Origin of the sequence: Mesoflavibacter sp., from assembly GCF_964226795.1 — a bacterium.
GTDB lineage: Bacteria > Bacteroidota > Bacteroidia > Flavobacteriales > Flavobacteriaceae > Mesoflavibacter > Mesoflavibacter zeaxanthinifaciens.
The window spans coordinates 1-23,743 of record NZ_CAXQQP010000002.1; the positions used below are offsets into that span (position 1 = coordinate 1).

A 23,743-nucleotide genomic window follows, 5' to 3' on the forward strand; every position below is an offset into this window, starting at 1 on the left:
AACATAGCTTCTACTTCAGCAACGTTAACTATTGAAGATACAACTGCGCCAGACTTAGCGTTATGTTCAGATGTTTCAGATGAAACTATTGAATGTGATGGCGCTAATAACAGTACTTTAGCATCTGATTGGAATGCGGCTAATATCGCTGCTTTACAAACGTGTCCTACGGATAGTTGTGATGCGGATGCTAACTATACGGTAACGTCTGATTTCGACTTTAATAACTTTGTTAGTACTTGTGGTCTTGGTGGTACTATTACTGTAAACTATACAGTAGCGGATGATTGTGGAAACATAGCCTCTACTTCAGCAACATTAACTATTGAAGATACGACTGCGCCAGACTTAGCACTTTGTTCGGATGTGACTGATGAAACTATTGAATGCGATGGCGCTAACAACAGTACTTTAGCATCTGATTGGAATGCGGCTAATATCGCTGCTTTACAAACGTGTCCTACGGATAGTTGTGATGCGGATGCGAGTTATACTGTAACGTCTGACTTCGACTTTAATAACTTTGTGAGTACTTGTGGACTTGGTGGTACTATCACGGTTAACTATACAGTAGCGGATGATTGTGGAAACATAGCTTCTACTTCAGCAACGTTAACTATCGAAGATACAGTTGGTCCAATACTAGTAAGTCAATTAGATTTACCTTCAGATGTTGTTTGTTCTAACATTCCAGAAGTTCCTGAGTTAATTTTTGAAGACAACTGTTCTGAACAAGATATTGAATTTACTTTTGAAGAAACTTCAACATACACTGGTGAGGAAGAAATGTACACTATTACTTGGATCTGGACTGCAACAGATGAATGTAACAACAGTACAGTAATTACTCATAATATTAACGTCATTACTGAAAACTTTATAGAAGAATCATTTATTTCAAGATGTTATGAAGATGGTGAAATTGATCTATACAATGAACTACCTCTTGGATATGATACTGATATGGAATGGAATGTTGAAACAGATGGAATTTCAATTGCAAATGGAATATTTGATCCTTTAGATGTAGATTTAGGTGACTATGTCTTTACTTATACAACAATTGATAATGGATGCTTAAAAACATTTAGATTAACTGTTAATATTAATGAAGACTGTGTGGTATTACCTTGTGGAAGCTTAGACAGAATCAAAATATCTAAAGCTGTAACACCAAATGGAGATGGTTATAACGAAACATTTAATGTTACAGGAGCTTCTGATTGCGGTTTTGTTGTAGAAGTAAAACTATTTAACAGATTTGGTGATGTGGTTTATGAATCTGATAATTACCAAAATGACTGGAGCGGAGTTTCACCTTCATCTTCAATTGGATCTGCAGGAAGATTGCCAAATGGTACTTATTACTATGTAGTAGTACTTAAAGAAAGTGGTTTAGACCCAATTGCTGGTCCAATATATTTAGGTACTAAATAAAAATGCTATTAATGAAAAAATTTTCAAAATATGGAATAATTGTATTGTTCTTTTTAGGTTGTTTAGAGATAACTGCTCAACAATTACCTCAATTTACTCAATACATGTTTAATACAATTTCCATAAATCCTGCATATGCAGGCAGTAGAGAAACACTAAGTATTGTTGGTCTACATAGAAGTCAATGGGTTGGTCTTGAAGGAGCTCCTACTACTTCAACTGTATCAATACATTCGCCTTTAAAAAATGAAAAAATTGGACTAGGTGCTACAGCTATAAATGATGAATTAGGTTATGAAAATTTTGTGTACGTAAATGGAGCTTTTTCTTATACAATTCAAGTATCTGAAAAAACTAAATTAGCATTAGGTTTAAGCGCTGGTTTTATACACTATAGCTTAGATAGAGCAGGATTTTTGGATGATCAAAGTGTATCTCAAGATCCATTTTTTAGCAATTTTACAAACCGTTGGAATCCTAACTTTGGTGTAGGCGCATATTTACATCAAAATCGTTGGTATTTGGGTCTTTCTGCTCCTAGAATTATTAATACAAATTATAACGAGTCTGCTTTAGATCCTAATGTAGATTACATAGCGTTAGAACGTGTTGGATATTATTTTACTGGAGGATACGTATTTGATTTAGGTGAAAACACTAAACTAAAGCCTTCTACAGTAGTTAAATTTACAAATGGTGCTCCAATAACTTTTGACTTAAGTGCTCACTTACTATTTAATGAAACGTTTTGGATTGGTGGAAGTTATAGATATAATCAAGATACGTCAACAATCGGAGGATTAGCAGATTTCCAAATTTCGCCACAAATGAGAATTGGATACGCTTATGAACATTATATAACAGATTTAAGACCTTACACTGGTGGTACACACGAAATATTGTTGATGTTTGAGGTGTTTAAACCAACAAAACGTGTTAAATCTCCAAGATATTTCTAAAGATGAAATTAAATTTTACATACTTAATATTATTTTTTGTTTGTCAATTATCAATAGCACAAACAAAAGTTGCAGATAATTTTTTTAGAGACTTTAATTATGATAATGCTGCAGAGTTATACAAAGAAGCTTTAAAAAAAGAAGACAGTACAGAACATATTTTGTCAAGACTAGGAGACTGCTACTTTAACATTAGTAAAGTAAAAGAAGCTGCTTTTTGGTATAAAAAAGCGATTGATAAATATCCAAACATTAACTCTGATTATGTATATAAATACATTCAAACTTTAAGAGCTCAAAAGAAATATGAAGAAGCTATTGAATTTGTCAAAATTTTTAACAAGAACAATAAAAAAGATAGACGAATAAAAGATATAGAAAAATTTAATCTAGATACATATTCAGAATTATCAAGCACAGAAAAGGTTTATGTAGAAATTGAAAATTTACCTCTAAATACAAAATATTCAGATTTTGGTAGCTTCGAAAAAGATAATAAATTATACTTCTACTCTACTTGGGTTAAAGATTCTATTACAAATGAAAAAGAATTATACGAACTTAATAATGAACCTTATTTAAATATTTTTGAATCTGAAATTACTATAGAAAACAATAAAAAAGTATTTAGTAATGCTGCGAAATTAAATTCTGAAATCAATACTAAAAATGATCACGAAGGTCTTGTTACCATTACAAATGATGGTAATACAATGTATTTTACCAGAAATAATGTAAATAAAAAGGAAAAAAGACGATATAATAAAAGTGGATCCTCAAATTTAAAACTTTATAAAGCAACTAAAGTTGATAATACCTGGACAAATATTGAAGAATTACCATTTAATAATGAAAACTTTGACTTTACAGCTCCTACCCTTACTCCAGACAATAAGACATTAATATTTTCATCAAACATGGATAGTGGGTATGGTCAAACAGATTTGTATAAAGTAGCTATAAATGATGATGGTACATTTGGAGAACCTATTAATTTAGGACCAAAAATTAACACAGAAGGAAACGAAAAATTCCCTTTTGTTGCAAAAGACTCAACTCTATACTTTTCTAGTGATGCTAATATTAACCTAGGTCTTTTAGATATTTTTGAATCTAATATTTTAAAAACCAATACTGATATTGAAGTCAAAAATTTAGGAGCTCCTTTTAATAGTTCTTTTGATGACTTTTGTTACTTTATAGATACAGAAACAAATACAGGTTATTTTTCTTCTAACAGAGAAGGAGGACAAGGTGGAGATGATATTTATGCGTTTGGTAAATTAAAATGTGAACAAATCGTAAAAGGTTTAATTAGAGATGAATTAACTAATGAATTATTGTCAAAAGCTACAGTCTCTTTAATTAACATAGATGGTAAAATATTAGAAAGATATCAAACTAAAGAAGATGGTTATTACGAGTTTAAAATAGATTGCGAGAAAACTTATACAATTTTAGCTGAAAAACCAATCTACAGACCTGATAATATTGAGTTTGAAACATCTGCAATTAATCAAGAAGAAACTGAAATTGATTTATCATTAAAACCACTTATTATTGATAATGAAATTGTAATTAACCCGATATTTTTTGACTTTGACAAATCTAATATTAGACCAGATGCTGCTTATGAGTTAGAAAACATAGTTGCTGTTATGAGAGAACATCCAAAAATGGTTATTAAAATCGAATCTCATACAGATAGTCGTGGTAATGATAGTTATAATATGAAATTATCTGATAGAAGAGCTAAGTCTACTAGAGATTATTTATTTTCTAGAGGCATAGCAAAAGACCGAATACAAAGCGCTATTGGTTATGGAGAATCTCAAATATTAAATCGTTGCAAAAACGGAGTTAAATGTACAGATGAAGAACATGAAGAAAACAGACGATCAAAATTTATTATAACAAATAATTATAAATAAAAAAAGCCTTCCAAATTGGAAGGCTTTTTTTTAGCTATTATCCTTTATTATTTTTTTATAAAAATGTTTGTAAAATACCACTTGTCATTTGCATTTTTTTCTGCAGATATCTCAAAATGACTAAAATCTCCTTCTATAGTTTGTCTATGACCTTCACTGTTTAACCAAGCATTTACTACAGAATTTGCACTAGAATATCCATATGCAACATTCTCTGATACAGACTGGGCATCTGCATTTGCTTGTAAGTAAGCTTTTCTGCTATGAAAATAGTCATGATTTACTTCATCAATATCAATCATATAATCTGTATGCGAATACGCTTGACCCTTAATTATGTCTATACTTTTTAATTCGTTTAAACCAATACTTATTCTGTGTTGGTTAATTAGCTCTAAAATCTCTATTTCAATAGTTTTAGCTTCAGGTATTACAATGTCATTACTTTTAGCTACATTTTGGTCATCATCTAAAGTATCTGTGCTACAAGAAGATAGTGTTATAGCAAAGAAAAAAACAGTAAGTAGGTTAAGTGCTAGTTTCATAATTTTAGGGATAAATAATTTGGGTACCTCTAAAATATGAACAGTTCATTTCTAATTATGTTAAAGAAATGTTAAAATCGATTAACTACATGTTTTTTAACGTCTTTTAATACACTTTATCGATTATTAATATCAATACTATGCATTTAAACGATATTTTAAGGAGATAATCTTTTCTTAACCCAATCGTAATTTTCTTCTAACGTATATAAAATTCTATCATGTAACCTATTAGGCCTACCTTGCCAAAACTCAATAGAAATTGGTTTAACAATATAACCACCCCAAAATTCTGGTCGTTCTACTTCTTTGCCTTTATATGCTAATTCTAAAGCTTTTAACTTATTTTCTAACACATCTCTACTTTCTACAACTTCACTTTGATTTGAAGCTAAAGCACCAAGTTGACTTCCTTTTGGACGAGATTCAAAATAACCATCACTTAAATTAGGAGCAATCTTTTCTGCTTTACCTTTAATAATTATTTGTCTTTCGGCTCCATGCCAAAAAAAAGATAAACAAATATTAGGGTTATTCGCTATTGCTTTTCCTTTTTCGCTTTGATAATTGGTGTAAAATATAAAACCTTCGTAAGTAAATTTTTTAAGAAGTACTACCCTATTTTTTGGGTAACCGTCTAAACCAATAGTAGATACTGTCATAGCATTAGTTTCATCTTGCGGAAAATGTTGGTCTACTTCATTAAACCAAGTTCTGAAAAGTTCTAAAGGGTTTTCTGGTGTGTCTTTTAGGAGTAATTCGCCCTTTTCGTAGGACTTTCGGTAATTGCTTAAATCTTTTTCCATAAATTTAATTTGAATGTAAATTTACAAGATTTAAAATTGAAATGTTAGTGCGGTAATTTCTATTTCAACTAAAATTCGAAAACTTTTCCATCTTCAGCTAATTCTACATTGTTAAAAATAGTCTGAGCTTCTATTTTAAAATCTTGTAGATTATCATATCTAGTTGAATAATGTCCTAATATCAACTGCTCTACATTGGCTAATTTGGCTATTGTTGCGGCTTGTACAGCTGTACTGTGCTTTGTTGGAGCTGCTAGCTTTGCATGTTTTTCTAAAAAAGTAGATTCATGATAAAGTGCTTTAACGTTTTTTATAATTGGCACTAAAGCTTCGTTATAAGCTGTATCACTACAAAATGCATAACTTTTTGGTTGTGGTGCTGGTAAAGTTACCGTTTGGTTTTTTACTATTTCTCCTTTTTTATTTGGTACATCTGCACCTTGTTTTAATTTACGATAATATGCTACGTCAATATCTTCATTAAGCACTGCATTCATATCCAACTTGCGTTCTCCTATTTTTTCTTTAAATAAAAAACCGTTGGTATATATGCGATGGTCCAATGGTATTGTATGTACTTCTACTTTTTCGTCTTCAAAAATAAGTTCTGATGATGTTGAAGTTAGCTCATGAAAGTATAAATTATAATTAGTCCAAGACTGGGCTAACTTCATTTGTAATACAATGACTTCTTTTAATCCTTTTGGTGCGTGAATATGTAAATCTGCCTCACGACCTAATAATCTAAATGTAGATATTAATCCTACTAAGCCAAAAAAATGATCGCCGTGTAGATGAGAAATAAAGATATGCTTTATGCGGTTAAATTTTATTTTATGTTTACGCAATTGTACTTGTGTTCCTTCTCCGCAATCAATTAAAAATAAATGATTTTTAATTTCTAAAACTTGTGATGTAGGATTTGTAAAAGTACGTGGTGTTGCGCTATAACATCCTAAAATATTTAACTTCATAAGTTGAATTTAAAATCCTAGATCGCGCTCCATTTCTTCCATTTCAATAATATCGTGTGCTTCTTGAAGTGTTGGCACTATTACTATTTCTTCTGGAGTTTTATCTACATCTATACCTTCATTTACAATTACAAAAGAATGTTTTGCTGCACGATGTTGATTAGAAACTCTTAAAAACTCTATAATTTGTTCTAAAGGAATAGGTTTTATTGTATTTAAATTAACAATGATGTTATTGTTTTTAAATTTTGGATAAAGAGCCTCTATTTTTTTTACCAATTCTATAACCGAAGCATTTTCTTGGGTTATGGTTGTTATGTTTTCATTTTGATCTATAATCATAACTTAGTTTTTAATTTTTGAAGCTAAAAGATAGATTACAGCCATTCTTACAGCTACACCGTTTTGGACTTGGTCTAAAATTATGGCTTGTTTTGAGTCTGCAACATCACTAGTAATCTCTACACCACGATTTATTGGTCCTGGATGCATGATTGTTATTTCTTTATCTAAACTGTCTAATAGCCCCTTATTAACTCCAAACTGTTGGGTATATTCTCTTGTAGAAGGAAAATAGCTAATATCCATACGCTCGTTTTGTACACGTAACATATTTGCTACGTCACACCAATTTAAAGCTTTACGAAGGTTGGTTTCTACCTTTACTCCTAACTTATCAATATGTTTTGGCAATAATGTTTTAGGTCCACAAACCATAACATTTGCGCCTTGAAGTTTTAAAGCAAAAATATTTGATAAAGCCACACGACTATGCAAAATATCTCCTACAATAACTACATTTTTTCCTTTTACACTACCTAATCTTTCTCTAATAGAATACGAATCTAAAAGCGCTTGTGTTGGGTGCTCATGTGCTCCATCTCCTGCATTTACAATTGCTGCGTCTACATGTTTTGATAAAAAAACACCTGCACCAGGATTAGGATGACGCATTACTACCATATCTACTTTCATAGATAGGATATTATTTACTGTATCTATTAAGGTTTCTCCTTTTTTTACTGAAGATTGTCCAGCTGAAAAGTTAATGACATCTGCAGATAGTCTTTTTTCTGCTAATTCAAAAGACAGTTTTGTACGTGTTGAATTTTCAAAAAAAAGATTAGCTATAGTTATATCTCTTAGCGAAGGTACTTTTTTAATGGGTCTATTAATAACCTCTTTAAAATGATCTGCTGTTTTAAAAATAAGCTCTATATCTTCTTCTTTAAGATATTTAATACCTAGTAAGTGATTAACACTTAATTCGCTCATAGTTTAGTTATTTATAAGATATACTGTGTCTTCTTCTTCGTTTTCTTTCCAATGCACTTTAACTTTTTCATTGTTAATGGCATCTACTTGTCTTCCTCTATAATCTGGTTGTATTGGTAAATGTCTACTAAAACGTCTGTCTATAAGTGTTAACAACTCTATTTCTGTAGGTCTTCCAAAACTTTGTATTGCTGTTAATGCAGCACGAATACTGCGTCCTGTATATAATACATCGTCAATAAAGACTACTTTTTTGTCTTCTACTACAAAGTTGATTTCTGTCTTATTTGCTTCTAAAGGTTTATCACTTCTTCTAAAATCATCTCTATAAAACGTAATATCTAAATGCCCTAATTGAAGATTTTTAACTTTATATTCTTTGGTTAAAATTTCAGCTAATCTATTTGCTAAAAACTTTCCTCTAGGCTGAATTCCTATTAAAACAGTATCTAAAAAGTCGTTATGATTTTCGATAAGTTGACAAGCCAATCTGTGAAGAATGATGTTTATTTCGGTTGCATTAAGTAGCACTCTTTGACTCATAGTGTTTTCCAAACGGGTTTGGTTAACAAAGGTAAAGTAAAATATGATAAGTTAAAAGGTGTTTTTGTTTTTACATAGAAAAAGGAGTTTTATTTCTAAAACTCCTTTACTAATCATTAAGAAATGTTGCTACCTCTTAATAAACTTATGTGTTATAGATGTGTTTTCGTTTTCTAAAACTAATACGTAAATTCCTGTGTTTAATTGAGAAATATCTACAATATCTATATCTTCTGTATTATCTTCTTTATATATTTCTTGACCGGTTAAAGCGTAAATTGTTGAAGATGTAAAACTCTTGTTTCCTAAAATTTCTAATTTATTTTCTTTAGTTACTATTTTAGTGTCTTCAAATTCTTTAGTATCTGTACTTAAAGTAGCATCAAATTCACTCTTCATTGTTATACTAGTACCTCCTAATAAACTTGATAAATTAATACCGGAATCTGAGTTTTTATAAACTCTTAAATAATAGGTATTAGATGTACCAGTATCATCAATTACAAATTGAAAACTACCGCCAACTAATACAAATACCGTATATGCATTACAATCTAACTCTTGTAACTGACCAATATCTCCTTGAGGAGCTTTAAATATCTGATATTCAACATCAGTAATAACAGCTAAGCCTGCACTTGCCATACCAATTGTCATTTTATTATCACCTACATTAACTGTATGTTTATAAAAAACATCATCTGCAGATATACAAGCTGGAGCTAATCCTGAATTTGAAGCTGAGTTGTAGTTTAAGATATCAATACTTGCCATAGTTCCATCAATAGGAATTGCATCATTTATAGTATCTCCGTTTTGACCAATAAGCGTTGTAACAAATAGAATTGTTACTAAGTGTAAAATATTCTTCATAATGTAAAAATTAGGGTTAATTAATTAAAAGCTATCTTATAACTAAGAAAAGTTAATTGATAGCTTATTATTTAAACCATAATTGTGCGCACATTATAATTTTAATAATAATTTACTATTACATTTAAATTACAAAAAATACCATAACAAAATCAACAAATTTAGACGAATAACGTATTTTTTTAACACTTTTTAATGTATTGAAGAATACACCTACATTTTTAACAAGAAAAACACTACATAACTGATAATCATTTGTTTACAATAACAAAAAAGGTGTTTTAAAGTAGTTACTAAAAAAATCATAATATATAAGTGTAAATAATCGAAATAAAAAAGCCTCTCAAAAATTGAGAGGCTTTTAATTATATAAAAATTAAGTAAGATTACTTACCGTCCATTTTATCTTTTAATGCTTGTAACGCTTCGTTAGCATCACCTAAAGTTGGTTTTGCTTCTGCAGCTTGAGCTTCTGCTTTTTTAGAAGCAGCTTTTACGTTAGCAATCTCTTCTTCTTTAAATACAGCAGTATGAGATGCTACAACACGCTTAAATTCTTTATTAAATTCAATAATTTTAAATTCAGCAGTGTCACCTTTCTTAAGCATTTTTCCGTCTTCTTTTTCCATGTGACGAGATGGTACAAATGCAACGATATCTTCGTTAAACTCAATTGTAGCTCCTTTATCTACTACGTCTGCAATTTCTGCAGTATGAGTAGTACCTAAAGCAAATTCAGATTCGTATTTGTCCCAAGGGTTTTCTGTAGTTTGTTTGTGACCTAAAGATAATTTACGTCCTTCAACATCTAATTCTAATACAACTACATCTAACTTATCACCTACGTTACAAAACTCAGATGGATGTTTGATTTTCTTAGTCCAAGATAAATCTGAGATATAAATTAATCCGTCAATACCTTCTTCTAACTCTACAAATACTCCAAAGTTAGTAAAGTTACGTACAGTACCAGTATGTCTAGAACCTACAGGATACTTTGTTGTAATATCTGTCCATGGATCTGGTGTTAATTGCTTAATACCAAGAGACATTTTACGGTCTTCTCTATCTAATGTTAAGATTACTGCTTCTACTTCGTCACCAACGTTAACAAAATCGTTAGCAGAACGTAAGTGTGTAGACCATGACATTTCAGATACGTGTACTAAACCTTCTACACCTTCTGCAACTTCGATAAATGCACCGTAATCTGCGATTACAACTACTTTACCTTTTACTTTGTCACCTACAGCAACTTCTTCTCCTAATGCATCCCAAGGATGTTTAGATAATTGCTTAAGACCTAATTGGATTCTTGACTTATCTTCATCAAAGTCTAAGATTACAACGTTTAATTTTTGGTCTAACTCAACGATTTCGTTTGGATGGTTAATACGAGACCATGATAAGTCTGTAATATGGATTAATCCATCTACACCACCAAGGTCGATAAATACACCGTAAGATGTGATGTTTTTAACAACACCTTCTAATACTTGACCTTTTTCTAATTGACCAATAATTTCTTTCTTTTGCTCTTCGATATCTGCTTCGATAAGCGCTTTATGAGAAACAACAACGTTTTTAAATTCGTGGTTAATTTTTACCACTTTAAATTCCATTGTTTTATTTACGTACTGATCGTAATCTCTAATTGGCTTAACATCAATTTGAGAACCTGGTAAGAATGCTTCGATACCAAAAACATCTACAATCATACCTCCTTTAGTACGACATTTAACAAAACCGTTTACGATTTCGCCAGTTTCGTGAGCTTTGTTTACTCTATCCCAAGCTTTAATTACACGAGCTTTACGGTGAGATAATACTAATTGTCCTGTTGCGTCTTCACGAACATCAATTAATACTTCTACCTTGTCTCCTACTGCTAAATTTGGGTTGTATCTAAACTCGTTTAAAGAAATAACACCTTCTGACTTAGCGTTAATGTCAATAATAGCATCACGATCTGTAATGTGTACTACTTCACCTTCTACTACTTCGTCATCTAATGTGTCAACAAAGTTTTCTGATACTAATTTTTCAAATTCTTTTAATTGAGAATCTTCAACTTCATCAATACCTTCTTGGTAATTGTGCCAGTTAAACTCTTTTAAGAATTTTTCAGGGTTTTTTTGTGCTTCAGATACTTCTGGAGCGTTGTTTTGTTTTGCTTCAGTTGCTTCAACCTTTGCGTCTTGTGCTTTTTCAGCCATTTAATTAAAATTGCAATGTTTTTTTCTCGCTTTCGCGGAAAGAAAACACTGTGTTTGTATTCTGTGATATTTTGGATTAATTAAGCGATATACCAACAGAAGCGTTAAATTTATTTTTCTTAATTTCCTTTTAAAAATCCAATTCTCGCTAAAAGGAGTGCAAAAATACTACATTTTAGCCATTTTGCCTAATTTTTTTAAAAATTAATTAACTGATTATCAACACACTTTAAATTTGTGTAAACAATAATAAAACAATGTTTTTAATCGGTGATTTTAAACACTTAGTCGATACTGTAAATTTACTTAACCTTTTGTTTAAAAGAACTATTGTTATATTTCATATCTTTATTTAAGAATTAACAATTAAAACTATTTATATGGCAGTTAAAGAAAAATATCAAAGTGTATTAGATTTAGGAGAAAAGTTAAATATCCAAAACGGAGATGTTTGGGTTGAAGACGGAATTTTAAAAGTAAAAGGTACTGCTAATACGCAATACGAAAAAAACTTAATTTGGGACGAAATTAAAGCTGTTTCTGGTGAAGAAGCCCCAACAGATATTAAGGCTAATATTACTGTTGCAGATGAAAGTATTTATGCAAAACATACTGTAAAAAGTGGTGACACATTAGGTAAAATTGCAAAGCATTATTACGGGAATGCTGGAAAATACACAGCGATTTTTGAAGCTAATAAGGATATTTTAAATAATCCTGATGTGATACATCCTGATCAAGAACTTAAAATTCCTAATTTATAAAATTATAAATTGAGAATAAAAAAGCGAACCAAAAGGTTCGCTTTTTTATTTAAAAGGATATCTTATTTATTTAAAGTTTCTTCCACTAGGTTTAGAATCTTTTTAAATTGTTCTTCTAAAGTTAAGTTAGAATTATCTATTTCTATAGCATCTTCTGCTTTTACTAAAGGAGAATTTTCACGGTTAGAGTCTATATAATCACGCTCTCTAACATTTTTAAGCACATCTTCGTACGTTATATCATCTCCTCTTTCTATTAATTCGTCATAACGTCTTTGTGCTCTAGTTTCGGCAGATGCGGTCATAAACAATTTTAGCTCTGCGTTAGGAAAAACTACGGTTCCAATATCACGACCATCCATAACAACACCTTTATCTTTACCCATTTGATGTTGTTGTTTTACTAATTGGTAACGTACTTCTGGTATTGCTGCTACTTTACTTACATAGCTTGATACTTCAAGTGTACGTATTTGTTTTTCAACATTTTTTCCATTTAAAAATACTTCTGCAAAACCTAGATTTGGATTAAATTTAAAACTAATTTCTACGTTACTTAAGTTTGATACTAAAGCGACAACATCAAAATGATCTTTGTCAATCCATCCATTTTGCATAGTATACAACGTTACAGCTCTGTACATAGCGCCAGAGTCTACATATATATAACCTAAGTGTTTTGCCAATTGTTTTGCTACTGTACTTTTTCCTGTTGAAGAAAATCCGTCTATAGCGATTGTTATTTTTTGCACGTTTTAACTTTTAGGCTTCAAAAATAGGGATTAAAATTGATTAAAAAAGATTATACTTTATTTAAGCATCTTTGCATAATTGTTAAACTGAATAGGAAATAATACGCACTTCCTTAATTTGAATTATATTTATCCTTAAATATTAAAACTTATGACTTTTTTCAATAAAATAAAATGGACCCTTGGTATTTTAATGGTTTTTGTTTTAATCGTAACCACAAATCTTATTGACAGAAACAACTTTGTGCGCGTAAAAGACTCTGTAGTGTCTATTTACGAAGATAGACTTGTTGCTAAAAACCTAATTTTAGAGTTTTCAAATTCTATACATAAAAAAGAAGTTGCAGTTGCATTATCAGATTCTACTTTTTTTAAAGTTTCTAATAAAGAAGAAAATAAAAATATAGAGAACCTTATTTCTAAATTTGAAGCTACCAAACTTACTAAAGAAGAAAGTAAAACTTTTAGTAATCTTAAAGAAAACTTACATCAACTAAATAATACAGAATCTAAATATGTTACTTCTAACTTTTCTAGCAAAGAAGACATGTTTAAACAAATAGCTAAGATTAAGAAGAATTTAGATGATCTATCTAAAATTCAACTTTTAGAAGGAAGTAAACAAATGTCAATTAGTAAAAAAGCTATAGATTCGGTTGAATTATTTACACAAATAGAAATTTACTTATTAATATTTCTTGCTATCGTAATACAAATAATTGTAATGTATAATCCAAAAAAAGAAGACAATTAAACACTACTGTAAGTCAATATGCAAACCAAAAAAGTTTGCATCTGTAGCTGCTGTATATTTAGCATGTGTATAACTAAAACGAAGCTTGTTAATTTTTACTGCAAAACCAGCAGATAAACCAGAAAAGTTACGCTGATCAACAACACGAAGCTCTTCTGCTCTTCTAAAATTATATCCTAAACGAATATTAAAACCTTTATCAGGAAATAACTCTGCACCAATAATTGTGTGTCTTAGCACATTATTAAAAAAGCCTACATTTTCTTGCGTTTGATTACCTTCTAAATCTGTGGTTGCTCTTGCTGGATTAGAAACACCGATTGGCCACTCTTGAAGATTTTCAAAAGTAAGATGCCAACGTAACGGGATGTTTTCTAACGTTTGACTTAAGCCAATATTTACTTCTAATGGTAAAGACTCTTGTAAACCTGCGTAGGTCGTAATTTGTGTTCCTAAATTTCTTACTACAAGTGTTGCTTGAAATTCTAAATCTTCATTTATATAAAGTAAGCCTAAATCTGTAGCTATACCAAATGAATTATATTGTTCTAAACGAGACGTTATAAATTTTAAATTTCCTCCAAAATAAAAATCACTATACCCTATTTGTAAAGCATAACCTAAAGATAATGCGGCTTCGCTACCTGTAAAGGTTCCTGTAGGATTACCTTGCTCATCATAACCATCAAAATCTCCATAATTAATATATGTTACACCTGCATGAAAAGTTTGCGTACGCCTATCCCATGTGTAAGCGTATGCTGCTGTACCATAATTAATACCGCCTAAATAACTACTGTAATTAAGTGCAAATTGATTATCCATATTCACATTAATAGTAGACGGATTATAAAGTGCTTGTGTTACATCGTAATCTACATTAGTTAACACTTTACCTCCAAGAGCAGCTTGACGTGGTGATGCAATTAAATTTAAAAATTGGTAAGTAGATTGTCCACCTAATTGCGAAAAGCAATACGTGCTAAAAAGGCAAGCAGTAAACAGGACAACTTTTTTAAACATAAGGTTGCAAAGTAAATAAATCTCTTTTAAAACGTAGTTATAGATAATTTATTTTTTAGCTTATTTTATTTAAAAATATCTATTAGAGATTTTAAATATTATAACAATAAAAAAAGCTACCTGTTTATGGTAGCTTTTTTTAAAATTTAAAATTATAATTTTTTTGCGTTTTTAACTTTTTGATTTGTTATTGCAATGTCTATTACGTCTTTCATGTCTGTTACATAATGAAATGTAAGCCCTTTTAGATATTCAGGTTTAATTTCTTCTATATCTCGTCTGTTATCTTCGCATAATAAAATCTCTTTAATTCTAGCACGTTTTGCTGCTAAGATTTTTTCTTTTATCCCTCCAACTGGTAACACTTTTCCTCTAAGTGTAATTTCTCCCGTCATTGCAATACTCTTTTTTACTTTCTTTTGAGTAAATAAAGACACTAAAGATGTTAACATAGTAACACCTGCGCTTGGTCCGTCTTTTGGAGTTGCGCCTTCAGGAACATGAATATGAACATTATAATTATTGAATACATCCGTACTTATTCCTAAAGTTTCAGCATTTGCTTTAATATATTCCATAGCAATTGTTGCCGATTCTTTCATGACTTTACCAAGGTTACCAGTAATTGTCATAGCGCCTTTTCCTTTAGATAAGATAGATTCTATAAATAATATATCACCACCAACTCGTGTCCACGCTAATCCAGTAACTACACCAGCAACGTTATTGTTTTCATATTTATCACGTTCTAATTTTGGTCCGCCTAGTACATCTATAACATCTTCATTAGTTACCTTAATATTATACTCTTCTTCCATAGCAATATTTTTTGCTGCGTGACGCACCATTTTTGCTATTTGTTTTTCTAGACCACGTACACCAGATTCGCGTGTGTAACCTTCAACAATTTTTTCTAATTGCGGCTTACCAATTTTTAAATCTTTATCAGTTAAACCGTGTTCTTTTAACTGCTTAGGTAGCAAGTGACGTTTTGCTATTTCAACTTTTTCTTCGATAGTATAACCTGTAACATTAATAATTTCCATACGGTCTCTTAATGCTGGTTGGATAGTATTTAAACTATTTGAAGTGGCAATAAACATTACTTTTGATAGGTCGTAACCCATTTCTAAGAAGTTATCATGAAACTCGCTATTTTGTTCTGGATCTAACACTTCTAATAATGCTGAAGATGGATCGCCTTGATGCGAATTTGATAGTTTATCAATTTCGTCTAAAACAAATACAGGATTTGATGTTCCTGCTTTTTTAAGACTTTGAATAATACGACCTGGCATTGCACCAATATAAGTTTTACGGTGACCTCTGATTTCTGCCTCGTCACGTAATCCTCCTAAACTCATACGCACGTATTCTCTACCTAAAGCTTCTGCAATAGATCTTCCTAAAGATGTTTTACCAACTCCTGGAGGACCGTAAAGACAGATGATTGGCGACTTCATATCATTACGTAGTTTTAAAACTGCTAGATGCTCTATAATTCGTTTTTTAACATCGTCTAAGCCATAATGGTCACGATCTAATATTTTTTGTGCGCGTTTTAAATCGAATTTATCTTTACTAAACTCGTTCCACGGTAAATCTAAAAATAAATCTAAGTAGTTACGTTGAATAGAATACTCGGCAACTTGTGGATTCATGCGTTGCATTTTTGATAATTCTTTTTCAAAATGCTTTGCTACTTTCTCGTCCCAGTTTTTAGATTTGGCACGAGTTTTCATTTCTTCTATTTCTTCAGCATTTCCGCCACCAAGTTCTTCTTGAATGGTTTTTAATTGCTGATTTAAGAAGTATTCACGCTGTTGCTGATTTAAATCGCTTTGTACTTTTGATTGAATATCGTTTTTTAACTCTAGTTTTTGAAGCTCGATATTCATATAACGTAATGTCTCTAAAGCGCGATCTTTTAAATCGTTTATCTCTAATAGTTTTTGCTTTTCTTCAACAGATAAATTCATATTTGAAGACACAAAATTGATTAAAAACGATTCGCTTTCTATATTTTTTATAGCAAAAGTTGCTTCAGTAGGAATATTTGGACTATCCTTTATAATTTGAACTGCTAAATCCTTAATGCTTTCAATAATTGCATTAAATTCTTCATTTTTAACAGCTGGTGTAGCTTGTGATACTTCTTTAACCGTTGCTTTAATATAAGGATCTTCTGTTAAGACTTGATCTATCGCAAAACGCTTTTTACCTTGAATAATCACGGTTGTATTCCCATCAGGCATTTTAAGCACTTTTAAAATACGAGCAACAGTACCTGTTTGATGAATATCGGTAGCTTTTGGGTCTTCTACATCTTCGTCTTTTTGTGCCACAACACCTATCACTTTTCCGCCTTTATTAGCGTCGTTTATAAGTTTGATAGACTTGTCTCTTCCTGCTGTAATAGGAATAACGACACCTGGAAAAAGTACTGTATTACGCAAAGAAAGTATTGGTAAACTTTCTGGTAATTCTTCTTTATTAATTTTTTCTTCGTCTTCAGGAGTCATTAATGGAATTAATTCTGAGTTTTCATCAAAATCTTGTAATGACAAACTGTCAAGTGATATAAAATTAGATTTCTTCATAAGTATGTTTTAAGTCAAAATGTCATTAAAAAGTAATGGTTTCGACTTTTATAGTTTTAAATTGAATTATTCAAATCCTATAAAACATTGATATACTAGCTATTAATGTTAAATTAGAATACAATAACATTATATAAATTTCAATTAACGTGCCACTTCTTTATTCCTTTTAAAAAGTTGAAACTTTAAAATTGAAAAGAATTTTGAAAAATTTTTAAAGAAAGTGTAACAATGATTATTAAATTAACTCTTTATAATAAACCATCACATTTTTGACACTAACTAATCATAATACTGAACAACTTGTTATGCTTTGTGTATCTGGTAACCAAAAAGCCCAAATAGAGCTTTACAACAGGTATTACAAAGGTTTATATAACACATCGTACAGAATTGTAAATGACAGTTTTGAAGCTGAAGATATTATGCAAGAATCATTTATCACGGCATTTTCAAAATTAGATAGTTTAAAAGATAAAAAGACCTTTGGTGGCTGGTTAAAGCGTATTGTGATTAATAACAGCATACAAGCTTATAATAAAAATAATAAGCAACACGATGTCGCTTTAGATGATGTGCTTTATAAAGTTGAAGACCATCAAGGTATTGATACAACTGTTGAAATAACAAACATAAAAGTGCAACAAGTATTAGAAGCTTTAAATCTTTTAAAATCTAATTACAAAGTGGTCTTAACCCTTAATTTAATTGAAGGTTACGATTATGAAGAAATTGGAGACGTAATGAATATTAGTTACGCTAATTGCAGAACTATGATATCTAGAGCTAAAGACAGTTTAAGAAAAAAATTAGAACAATTAAATTAATTGTTATGAGTAAAGATAATTTAGAACATTTATTTAAAAACTTAGAGGGACAATTTGATGTAGACACACCAAATAACGGTCATGAAGCACGTTTTTTAGAAAAATTAAATGCATTAGAAAACACCAAAACTATTGTGCAAAAAGACTCTAAATCGTACTGGAAACCTTTATTAGCTGTAGCAGCTTCTATTGCACTAATTATTTCTATAAGTTTTGGTGTGCAAGCTAAAGAACAACCTAAAGATTTAGCTAGCGTATCACCAGAAATGGCAGAAACACAACAGTTTTTTACCAATGCTATTGCTTTTGAAGTTAACAAACTAAAAGCAGAACAAACCCAAGAAACTAAAACTATTATTAACGACGCCTTAAAACGTCTAAACGAACTAGAAAAAGAATACGACAACCTTAAAATTAGCTTACAAGAAAGTGGCGAAGATCAATTAGTTATCTATGCTATGATCACCAACTTTCAAAACAGAATAGACATTTTAAAAACAACATTACAATATATTGAAGACCAAAAAGAACTTAAACAAAATAACTATGAAACTACTATATAAACTAACATTACTGCTACTCTTACCTGCAGCTATTTTTGCTAATAATGATAATGATTGGAGAGGTAAACACACCAAGAAAAAAACTATAAAAAAAGAATATAACGTTTCTAAAGACGCTACGTTAAAAATAGATAATCGTTATGGCAACCTTGATGTTGTTACTTGGAACGAAAACCGAATTGTTTTTGAAATCACCATCACTACTAACGGTAATGACGAGGACAAAGTACAAGATAAATTAGATGATATTGATGTAAATTTTTCTGCGACTTCAAACTACGTCTCTGCAGAAACACAAATTGGTAAATCTAAAAGCAAATCTTGGTGGAATTGGGGCAACAGCAACAATGTTAACATTCAAATTAACTACCTAGTAAAACTACCTATTACTAATAATGTCGATTTAAATAATGACTACGGAAGCATCCTTCTTGGTACATTACAAGGTCACGCCAATATAAATTGTGATTACGGTAAAATTACCACAAAAGAGCTTTTAGCAGACAATAATAATATCTCTTTTGACTATACAAACAATTCTTATTTCGAATATATCGAAAGCGGAAAAATAAACGCAGATTATAGCGGATTTACTGTTGCTAAAGCTAAAAACTTAGATATTGTTGCAGATTATACAAATTCTGTTGTTGAAATTGCAGAAAATGTAACTTACAACTGTGATTACGGAAGTTTACGCGTTAACAACATCAATAACTTTTCAGGAAACGGCGACTATTTAACCGTTGTTTTAGGTGATGTTTATAAAAATGTGAATATCGAAGCCGATTACGGTTCAATAAAAATTGGTAAAATGACTAAAAATGCAGGGAATGTATTTATAGATTCAGATTACGTAGGCATCAAAATAGGTATAGATAGCAATTACAATTTTGATTTTGAAATTGACTTAGATTACGGAGGTTTAAATGGCGATAATGATTTTGAATTTAATATGAAAAACGAACGCTCTACTAGCAAATACTATAAAGGTTATAAAAACACTAAAAATTCTGGTAATTTAATTACTATAAAATCAGACTACGGAAGCGTATCTTTCGATAATAAATAATAACATTAATCATAAAACCATATACAATGAAATCTTTAAAAATCACATTAATATTAGCAATAGCACTAGTTAGTATTAACACTGCATGTGCCCAATGGGGAAACAAAAAAGTAAGAGGTAACGGAGATGTTACTACCATTACCAGAACAACATCTAGCTATGACAACGTAAAATTAGCAGGTTGGATGGATTTTGAATTAGTTAAAGGTAAAGAAGGTAAAATAACCCTAGAAGGAGAAAGCAATTTATTAGATTATATTATTACAGAATCTGAAGGAAACAGCTTAATAATAAAAATAAAAAACAACATTAACCTTAAGCCTACTAGCAATAAAGGAATAAAAATTACTATCCCTTTTACAGATATTAACAAAGTAACACTATCTGGTTCTGGAGATGTTACTTGTAATACTACAATAAAATCAAGTAATTTTGAAACACGTCTTTCTGGTTCTGGAGATATTACATTAGATATCAATGCAAATGACACCGAAGTAGTTGTAACTGGTTCTGGAGATATTAACCTATCGGGAACAACAGAAAAATTAGAAGTGTCTGTAACAGGATCTGGAGATTTTGATGGAGGAAATTTAAGCGCAAATTACACAGAAGCTAAAGTAACAGGATCTGGAGATATCGTTGTTGTTGCCAATAAAGAGATTGAAGCAAGAGTCACAGGATCTGGAGATATAGAATATAAAGGCAATCCAGAAAAAGTTTCAAAAAAAGTAACTGGTTCAGGCGATATTAGCAATTAAAAACTATAGTTAGTATAAATAAAAAAGCCACTATTTAAATAGTGGCTTTTTTATACTTCTTATATATTACTAATTTATTTTTTGCCAAATAGATTCTGCTACAATATCTATTTCTGTTTCAAATCCGTTAGCAGATTGTAATGTTGTTTGATTTTGAGAAAATGTTAGCGTTTGCCCATCTGCGCTAATACTATAGTTACTAGTTTGATTGTCCTCAAAAGCAGATTGATCTACACCTTCAAATGAAAAATCAAAAAATGCACCTTCCGTAGTAATCTCATTACCGTCTGTTGTGTAAGATCCTGATCCTGTAACATCTGTTAATGTTAGATTATCTTGTTGAGAAATTCCTCCAGCCTCAATAAATGTATCATAACTATAACTACCTGTTGTAGAAAATTCTGTATTAGTAAAAGTAACCTGATAATCTGTTGAAGTAGAACTTACTAATATTTCTGTTATCATATCTCCGGAAGGAAGAGTAGCAGAATTTAGCATATCTACATCAAAACTAACAAGGTCCCAAGTTCCTACTAAATCTGTATTATTAGAACTGTTATTACTATTATTTATACTATCAATAGACTCTTGGTCATAATCCAAAGATTCATTTTCACAAGTAAAAGCAGACAATAAAATAAATAGTGACAGGAAAGGTAAAAGTGATTTTTTCATTATAAAAATTAGTTGATTGTTATACAAACATAAAAAATTATTCTAGTTTTTGTTGTTTTAACACCCTAAAAAGTAATATAATACCTATTAAAAAGAATATAAATAAGAATAAAATTGAATTACGCATACTTCCTGTAATCTGATCTATTGTCCCATAAATAATCATTCCTATAACGATACCTATTTTTTCTGCAACGTCAAAAAAGCTAAAATAGGACGTTGTATCTTTTGTTTCTGGTAAAAACTTAGAGTATGTAGACCTAGCTAAACTTTGTATACCACCCATAACAAATCCTACACAACTCGCTGCAATGTAAAATTGTACTGGTGTTTCCATAAAATAAGCATAAAAACACAAACTCATCCATATAAAATTAATAGCAATTAATGTTTTTATGTTCCCGAATTTTGATGATGCTTTAGATGTTAGCACAGCGCCAACAATAGCTATAAGCTGTATTATTAAAATACTAACTATTAACCCCATAGTTTTAGCATCATCACTTCCCCAATTAATTTCTTCTTCTCCAAAATAAACAGCAACCAACATAATGGTTTGCACAGCCATACTAAACACAAAAAAGGATTGCAAATATTTTTTTAGTAAAATATTCTCTTGTAACGCTTTCCAGACCACTTTCAACTCGTTAAATCCGTCTAAAACAACTTCTTTGGTTACTTTATGACCTTTAGATGTTCCTTTTGGTAACCAATAAAAGCTATACTGACTAAAACCAATCCACCAGATTCCAACCATGACAAAAGAATAGCGCATCATATCCATTTTTTGACCATCTTCTGCAGTCATAACCATTATTAAATTGATTATCAGCAATATAACACTACCTATATAACCTAAACTAAATCCTTTAGCACTTATGCTATCTTGTTGTTCAGGAAAAGCAATATCTGGTAAATAAGAATTATAAAACACCAAACTTCCCCAATAACCAATTAATCCCATAAAATAGAACAGAAGACTAATGTAAATATGATCTAAACTAAAAAAATATAATCCTATACAGCCTAATCCACCTACATAGCAGAAAAACTTAAGAAAGTTTTTTTTATTACCAACATAATCTGCTATTCCAGATAAAATTGGAGACGTAAAAGCAACAACCAAAAAAGTAAAAGCTGTAATAAAAGTAATTAATGCAGTGCTTTTAAACTCAAATCCAAAAGCATTTACAACTTTGTGGGTTTGATTTATAAATAATGCCGAATAAAATATTGGAAATATAGATGAAGCTATTGTTAAAGTATAAACCGAATTTGCCCAATCATAAAATGCCCAAGCATTAAGTAGTTTTTTACTTCCTTTTTGAAGGTTTTCCATTTGATTTTTAGTTAGGTTATGCTTAAAAAAAAAAGCTGTTCTTAATAAGAACAGCTCCGAAAGTAATTAAAATATTTTTATTCTCAATTAGTATTTTCCTAAAGGTCTAAAACTAGACACACCAAATTTTTTAGCTTCAGCTTTTGCTTGAGGCGCTAATGCTGTTAAATTATCTATTCTTGATTCATTAGCTGGATGCGTACTTAATATTTCTGGTGGTGCTTGTCCTCCACTCGCTTGTGCCATACGCTTCCATAACTCTGCTCCTTCCTCTGGATTATAACCAGCTATTGCTGTTAAATATAACCCTATACGGTCTGCTTCAGTTTCATGACTTCTACTAAAAGGTAGCATTAATCCTACTTGAGATCCTACTCCATAATATTGGTTAAAAGCATTTCTTGTTTGTTCATCTTTTATAGCAACATTACCTGCAACAGCTCCTACTTGTTGTAACATCCCAGCACTCATACGTTGTTGACCGTGATTTGCTAATGCGTGCGCCACTTCGTGACCCATAATTACTGCTATAGCTGTTTCATTTTCTGCAACTGGTAAAATTCCTGTATAAAATGCAATTTTACCTCCTGGCATACACCAAGCATTAACCACATCTTCTTGTATTAAATTATATTCCCATTTATAATCATTTAAATATCCTGGTTTTCCGTTAGCATTTAACCAACGTTCTGCAGCAACAGCAATACGCTGTCCTACACGTTTAATCATTTCAGACTGTTGTGTTCCTGTAACAACTTTACCTTCAGAAAGTACTTGATTATACTGAGCAAAAGAAGTAGGAAACAATTGAGAATTTGGTATTAATGCTAATGTTTTTTTTCCTGTAAAAGGATTTGTAGCACAAGAAACTGCCATTAATACTAAAAATGTAAGTGAAGCAATTATTTTGTTAATTTTCATAGTTGAAATTTTAAATTCAATCTAATGTACAAAATCTTTCACAAAAATCACTTTAAGCTATGTTAGTATAGTCTTAATGTTTTCGATTAAAAGTCATAAAAATCTGCTAAAATGAAGCTTTGTAATGTCTTATTAATTT

The 23,743-nt window shown here is 30.5% G+C and carries 23 protein-coding genes; 9 read left to right on the forward strand and 14 right to left on the reverse strand.

What is annotated here, in order from left to right:
• The 3 genes from ACEQT4_RS00220 to ACEQT4_RS00230 form a co-directional block, all read left to right on the forward strand.
• The coding region (locus ACEQT4_RS00220; protein WP_370225453.1) for a gliding motility-associated C-terminal domain-containing protein at nucleotides 1-1,437 on the forward strand (1,437 nt) is incomplete at its 5' end.
• An 11-nt stretch (nucleotides 1,438-1,448) separates the two neighbouring features.
• Nucleotides 1,449-2,396, forward strand: coding sequence for a type IX secretion system membrane protein PorP/SprF (locus ACEQT4_RS00225; protein ID WP_370225454.1), 948 nt, complete (start codon nucleotides 1,449-1,451; stop codon nucleotides 2,394-2,396).
• Nucleotides 2,397-2,398: 2 nt separating this feature from the next.
• Nucleotides 2,399-4,327 carry an OmpA family protein gene (locus ACEQT4_RS00230; RefSeq protein WP_036227266.1) on the forward strand — a complete coding sequence of 643 codons (1,929 nt, stop codon included), beginning with the start codon at nucleotides 2,399-2,401 and terminating at the stop codon, nucleotides 4,325-4,327.
• Between the two features lie 47 nt (nucleotides 4,328-4,374).
• Here ACEQT4_RS00230 and ACEQT4_RS00235 read toward each other — a convergent pair whose 3' ends face one another.
• The 8 genes from ACEQT4_RS00235 to rpsA form a co-directional block, all read right to left on the reverse strand.
• On the reverse strand, nucleotides 4,375-4,872 hold the full coding sequence (locus ACEQT4_RS00235; protein WP_370225455.1) for a CAP domain-containing protein: 498 nt from the start codon (nucleotides 4,870-4,872) through the stop codon (nucleotides 4,375-4,377).
• A gap of 158 nt (nucleotides 4,873-5,030) precedes the next feature.
• A complete protein-coding gene (gene pdxH, locus ACEQT4_RS00240; protein WP_370225457.1) occupies nucleotides 5,031-5,678 on the reverse strand; it encodes a pyridoxamine 5'-phosphate oxidase in 648 nt (215 codons plus the stop codon).
• A gap of 68 nt (nucleotides 5,679-5,746) precedes the next feature.
• Entirely contained in the window at nucleotides 5,747-6,652 is a 906-nt protein-coding gene (locus ACEQT4_RS00245) for a ribonuclease Z (protein ID WP_370225458.1), read from the reverse strand.
• A 9-nt stretch (nucleotides 6,653-6,661) separates the two neighbouring features.
• On the reverse strand, nucleotides 6,662-6,994 hold the full coding sequence (locus ACEQT4_RS00250; RefSeq protein WP_106678333.1) for a ribonuclease Z: 333 nt from the start codon (nucleotides 6,992-6,994) through the stop codon (nucleotides 6,662-6,664).
• A 3-nt stretch (nucleotides 6,995-6,997) separates the two neighbouring features.
• On the reverse strand, nucleotides 6,998-7,927 hold the full coding sequence (locus ACEQT4_RS00255; protein WP_370225459.1) for an aspartate carbamoyltransferase catalytic subunit: 930 nt from the start codon (nucleotides 7,925-7,927) through the stop codon (nucleotides 6,998-7,000).
• Nucleotides 7,928-7,930: 3 nt separating this feature from the next.
• Nucleotides 7,931-8,470 carry a bifunctional pyr operon transcriptional regulator/uracil phosphoribosyltransferase PyrR gene (gene pyrR, locus ACEQT4_RS00260; protein ID WP_027879961.1) on the reverse strand — a complete coding sequence of 180 codons (540 nt, stop codon included), beginning with the start codon at nucleotides 8,468-8,470 and terminating at the stop codon, nucleotides 7,931-7,933.
• 129 nt (nucleotides 8,471-8,599) lie between these two features.
• On the reverse strand, nucleotides 8,600-9,343 hold the full coding sequence (locus ACEQT4_RS00265; protein WP_370225461.1) for a T9SS type A sorting domain-containing protein: 744 nt from the start codon (nucleotides 9,341-9,343) through the stop codon (nucleotides 8,600-8,602).
• A gap of 386 nt (nucleotides 9,344-9,729) precedes the next feature.
• The gene (gene rpsA / locus ACEQT4_RS00270) at nucleotides 9,730-11,559 is read right to left on the reverse strand and encodes a 30S ribosomal protein S1 (protein WP_370225462.1); all 1,830 of its coding nucleotides are present in this window, start codon (nucleotides 11,557-11,559) and stop codon (nucleotides 9,730-9,732) included.
• A 380-nt stretch (nucleotides 11,560-11,939) separates the two neighbouring features.
• Here rpsA and ACEQT4_RS00275 point away from each other — a divergent pair, with 380 nt between their 5' ends.
• Nucleotides 11,940-12,323: a LysM peptidoglycan-binding domain-containing protein gene (locus tag ACEQT4_RS00275; protein ID WP_336129168.1), complete on the forward strand. Its 384-nt coding sequence runs from the start codon at nucleotides 11,940-11,942 to the stop codon at nucleotides 12,321-12,323.
• Nucleotides 12,324-12,385: 62 nt separating this feature from the next.
• On the opposite strand, the gene cmk is transcribed toward ACEQT4_RS00275, so the two are convergent.
• Nucleotides 12,386-13,075 carry a (d)CMP kinase gene (cmk, locus tag ACEQT4_RS00280; RefSeq protein WP_370225463.1) on the reverse strand — a complete coding sequence of 230 codons (690 nt, stop codon included), beginning with the start codon at nucleotides 13,073-13,075 and terminating at the stop codon, nucleotides 12,386-12,388.
• Nucleotides 13,076-13,226: 151 nt separating this feature from the next.
• Here cmk and ACEQT4_RS00285 point away from each other — a divergent pair, with 151 nt between their 5' ends.
• A complete protein-coding gene (locus ACEQT4_RS00285; protein ID WP_370225465.1) occupies nucleotides 13,227-13,829 on the forward strand; it encodes an MCP four helix bundle domain-containing protein in 603 nt (200 codons plus the stop codon).
• 3 nt (nucleotides 13,830-13,832) lie between these two features.
• On the opposite strand, the gene porQ is transcribed toward ACEQT4_RS00285, so the two are convergent.
• Nucleotides 13,833-14,852 carry a type IX secretion system protein PorQ gene (porQ, locus tag ACEQT4_RS00290; protein WP_370225466.1) on the reverse strand — a complete coding sequence of 340 codons (1,020 nt, stop codon included), beginning with the start codon at nucleotides 14,850-14,852 and terminating at the stop codon, nucleotides 13,833-13,835.
• 152 nt (nucleotides 14,853-15,004) lie between these two features.
• Entirely contained in the window at nucleotides 15,005-17,452 is a 2,448-nt protein-coding gene (gene lon, locus ACEQT4_RS00295; protein WP_370225467.1) for an endopeptidase La, read from the reverse strand.
• 272 nt (nucleotides 17,453-17,724) lie between these two features.
• On the opposite strand from lon, the gene ACEQT4_RS00300 reads away from it, so the two are divergent.
• The 4 genes from ACEQT4_RS00300 to ACEQT4_RS00315 are packed head-to-tail and all read left to right on the forward strand — an operon-like array spanning nucleotide 17,725 to nucleotide 20,669.
• Entirely contained in the window at nucleotides 17,725-18,279 is a 555-nt protein-coding gene (locus ACEQT4_RS00300) for an RNA polymerase sigma factor (RefSeq protein WP_370225468.1), read from the forward strand.
• 5 nt (nucleotides 18,280-18,284) lie between these two features.
• The gene (locus tag ACEQT4_RS00305; RefSeq protein ID WP_370225469.1) at nucleotides 18,285-18,842 is read left to right on the forward strand and encodes a hypothetical protein; all 558 of its coding nucleotides are present in this window, start codon (nucleotides 18,285-18,287) and stop codon (nucleotides 18,840-18,842) included.
• Nucleotides 18,826-19,911 (forward strand): hypothetical protein, encoded by a 1,086-nt coding sequence (locus ACEQT4_RS00310; protein WP_370225470.1) that lies wholly within the window; start codon nucleotides 18,826-18,828, stop codon nucleotides 19,909-19,911. The genes ACEQT4_RS00305 and ACEQT4_RS00310 overlap by 17 nt, the downstream gene beginning before the upstream one ends.
• Nucleotides 19,912-19,937: 26 nt before the next feature.
• The gene (locus tag ACEQT4_RS00315) at nucleotides 19,938-20,669 is read left to right on the forward strand and encodes a head GIN domain-containing protein (RefSeq protein ID WP_370225471.1); all 732 of its coding nucleotides are present in this window, start codon (nucleotides 19,938-19,940) and stop codon (nucleotides 20,667-20,669) included.
• A 69-nt stretch (nucleotides 20,670-20,738) separates the two neighbouring features.
• Here ACEQT4_RS00315 and ACEQT4_RS00320 read toward each other — a convergent pair whose 3' ends face one another.
• The 3 genes from ACEQT4_RS00320 to ACEQT4_RS00330 all read right to left on the reverse strand — a co-directional run bounded on the left by ACEQT4_RS00320 (nucleotide 20,739) and on the right by ACEQT4_RS00330 (nucleotide 23,604).
• Nucleotides 20,739-21,344 carry a hypothetical protein gene (locus ACEQT4_RS00320; RefSeq protein WP_370225472.1) on the reverse strand — a complete coding sequence of 202 codons (606 nt, stop codon included), beginning with the start codon at nucleotides 21,342-21,344 and terminating at the stop codon, nucleotides 20,739-20,741.
• A gap of 37 nt (nucleotides 21,345-21,381) precedes the next feature.
• Nucleotides 21,382-22,683: an MFS transporter gene (locus ACEQT4_RS00325; protein WP_370225474.1), complete on the reverse strand. Its 1,302-nt coding sequence runs from the start codon at nucleotides 22,681-22,683 to the stop codon at nucleotides 21,382-21,384.
• Between the two features lie 87 nt (nucleotides 22,684-22,770).
• Nucleotides 22,771-23,604, reverse strand: coding sequence for a M48 family metallopeptidase (locus ACEQT4_RS00330; RefSeq protein WP_027879948.1), 834 nt, complete (start codon nucleotides 23,602-23,604; stop codon nucleotides 22,771-22,773).
• Nucleotides 23,605-23,743 lie beyond the last annotated feature (139 nt).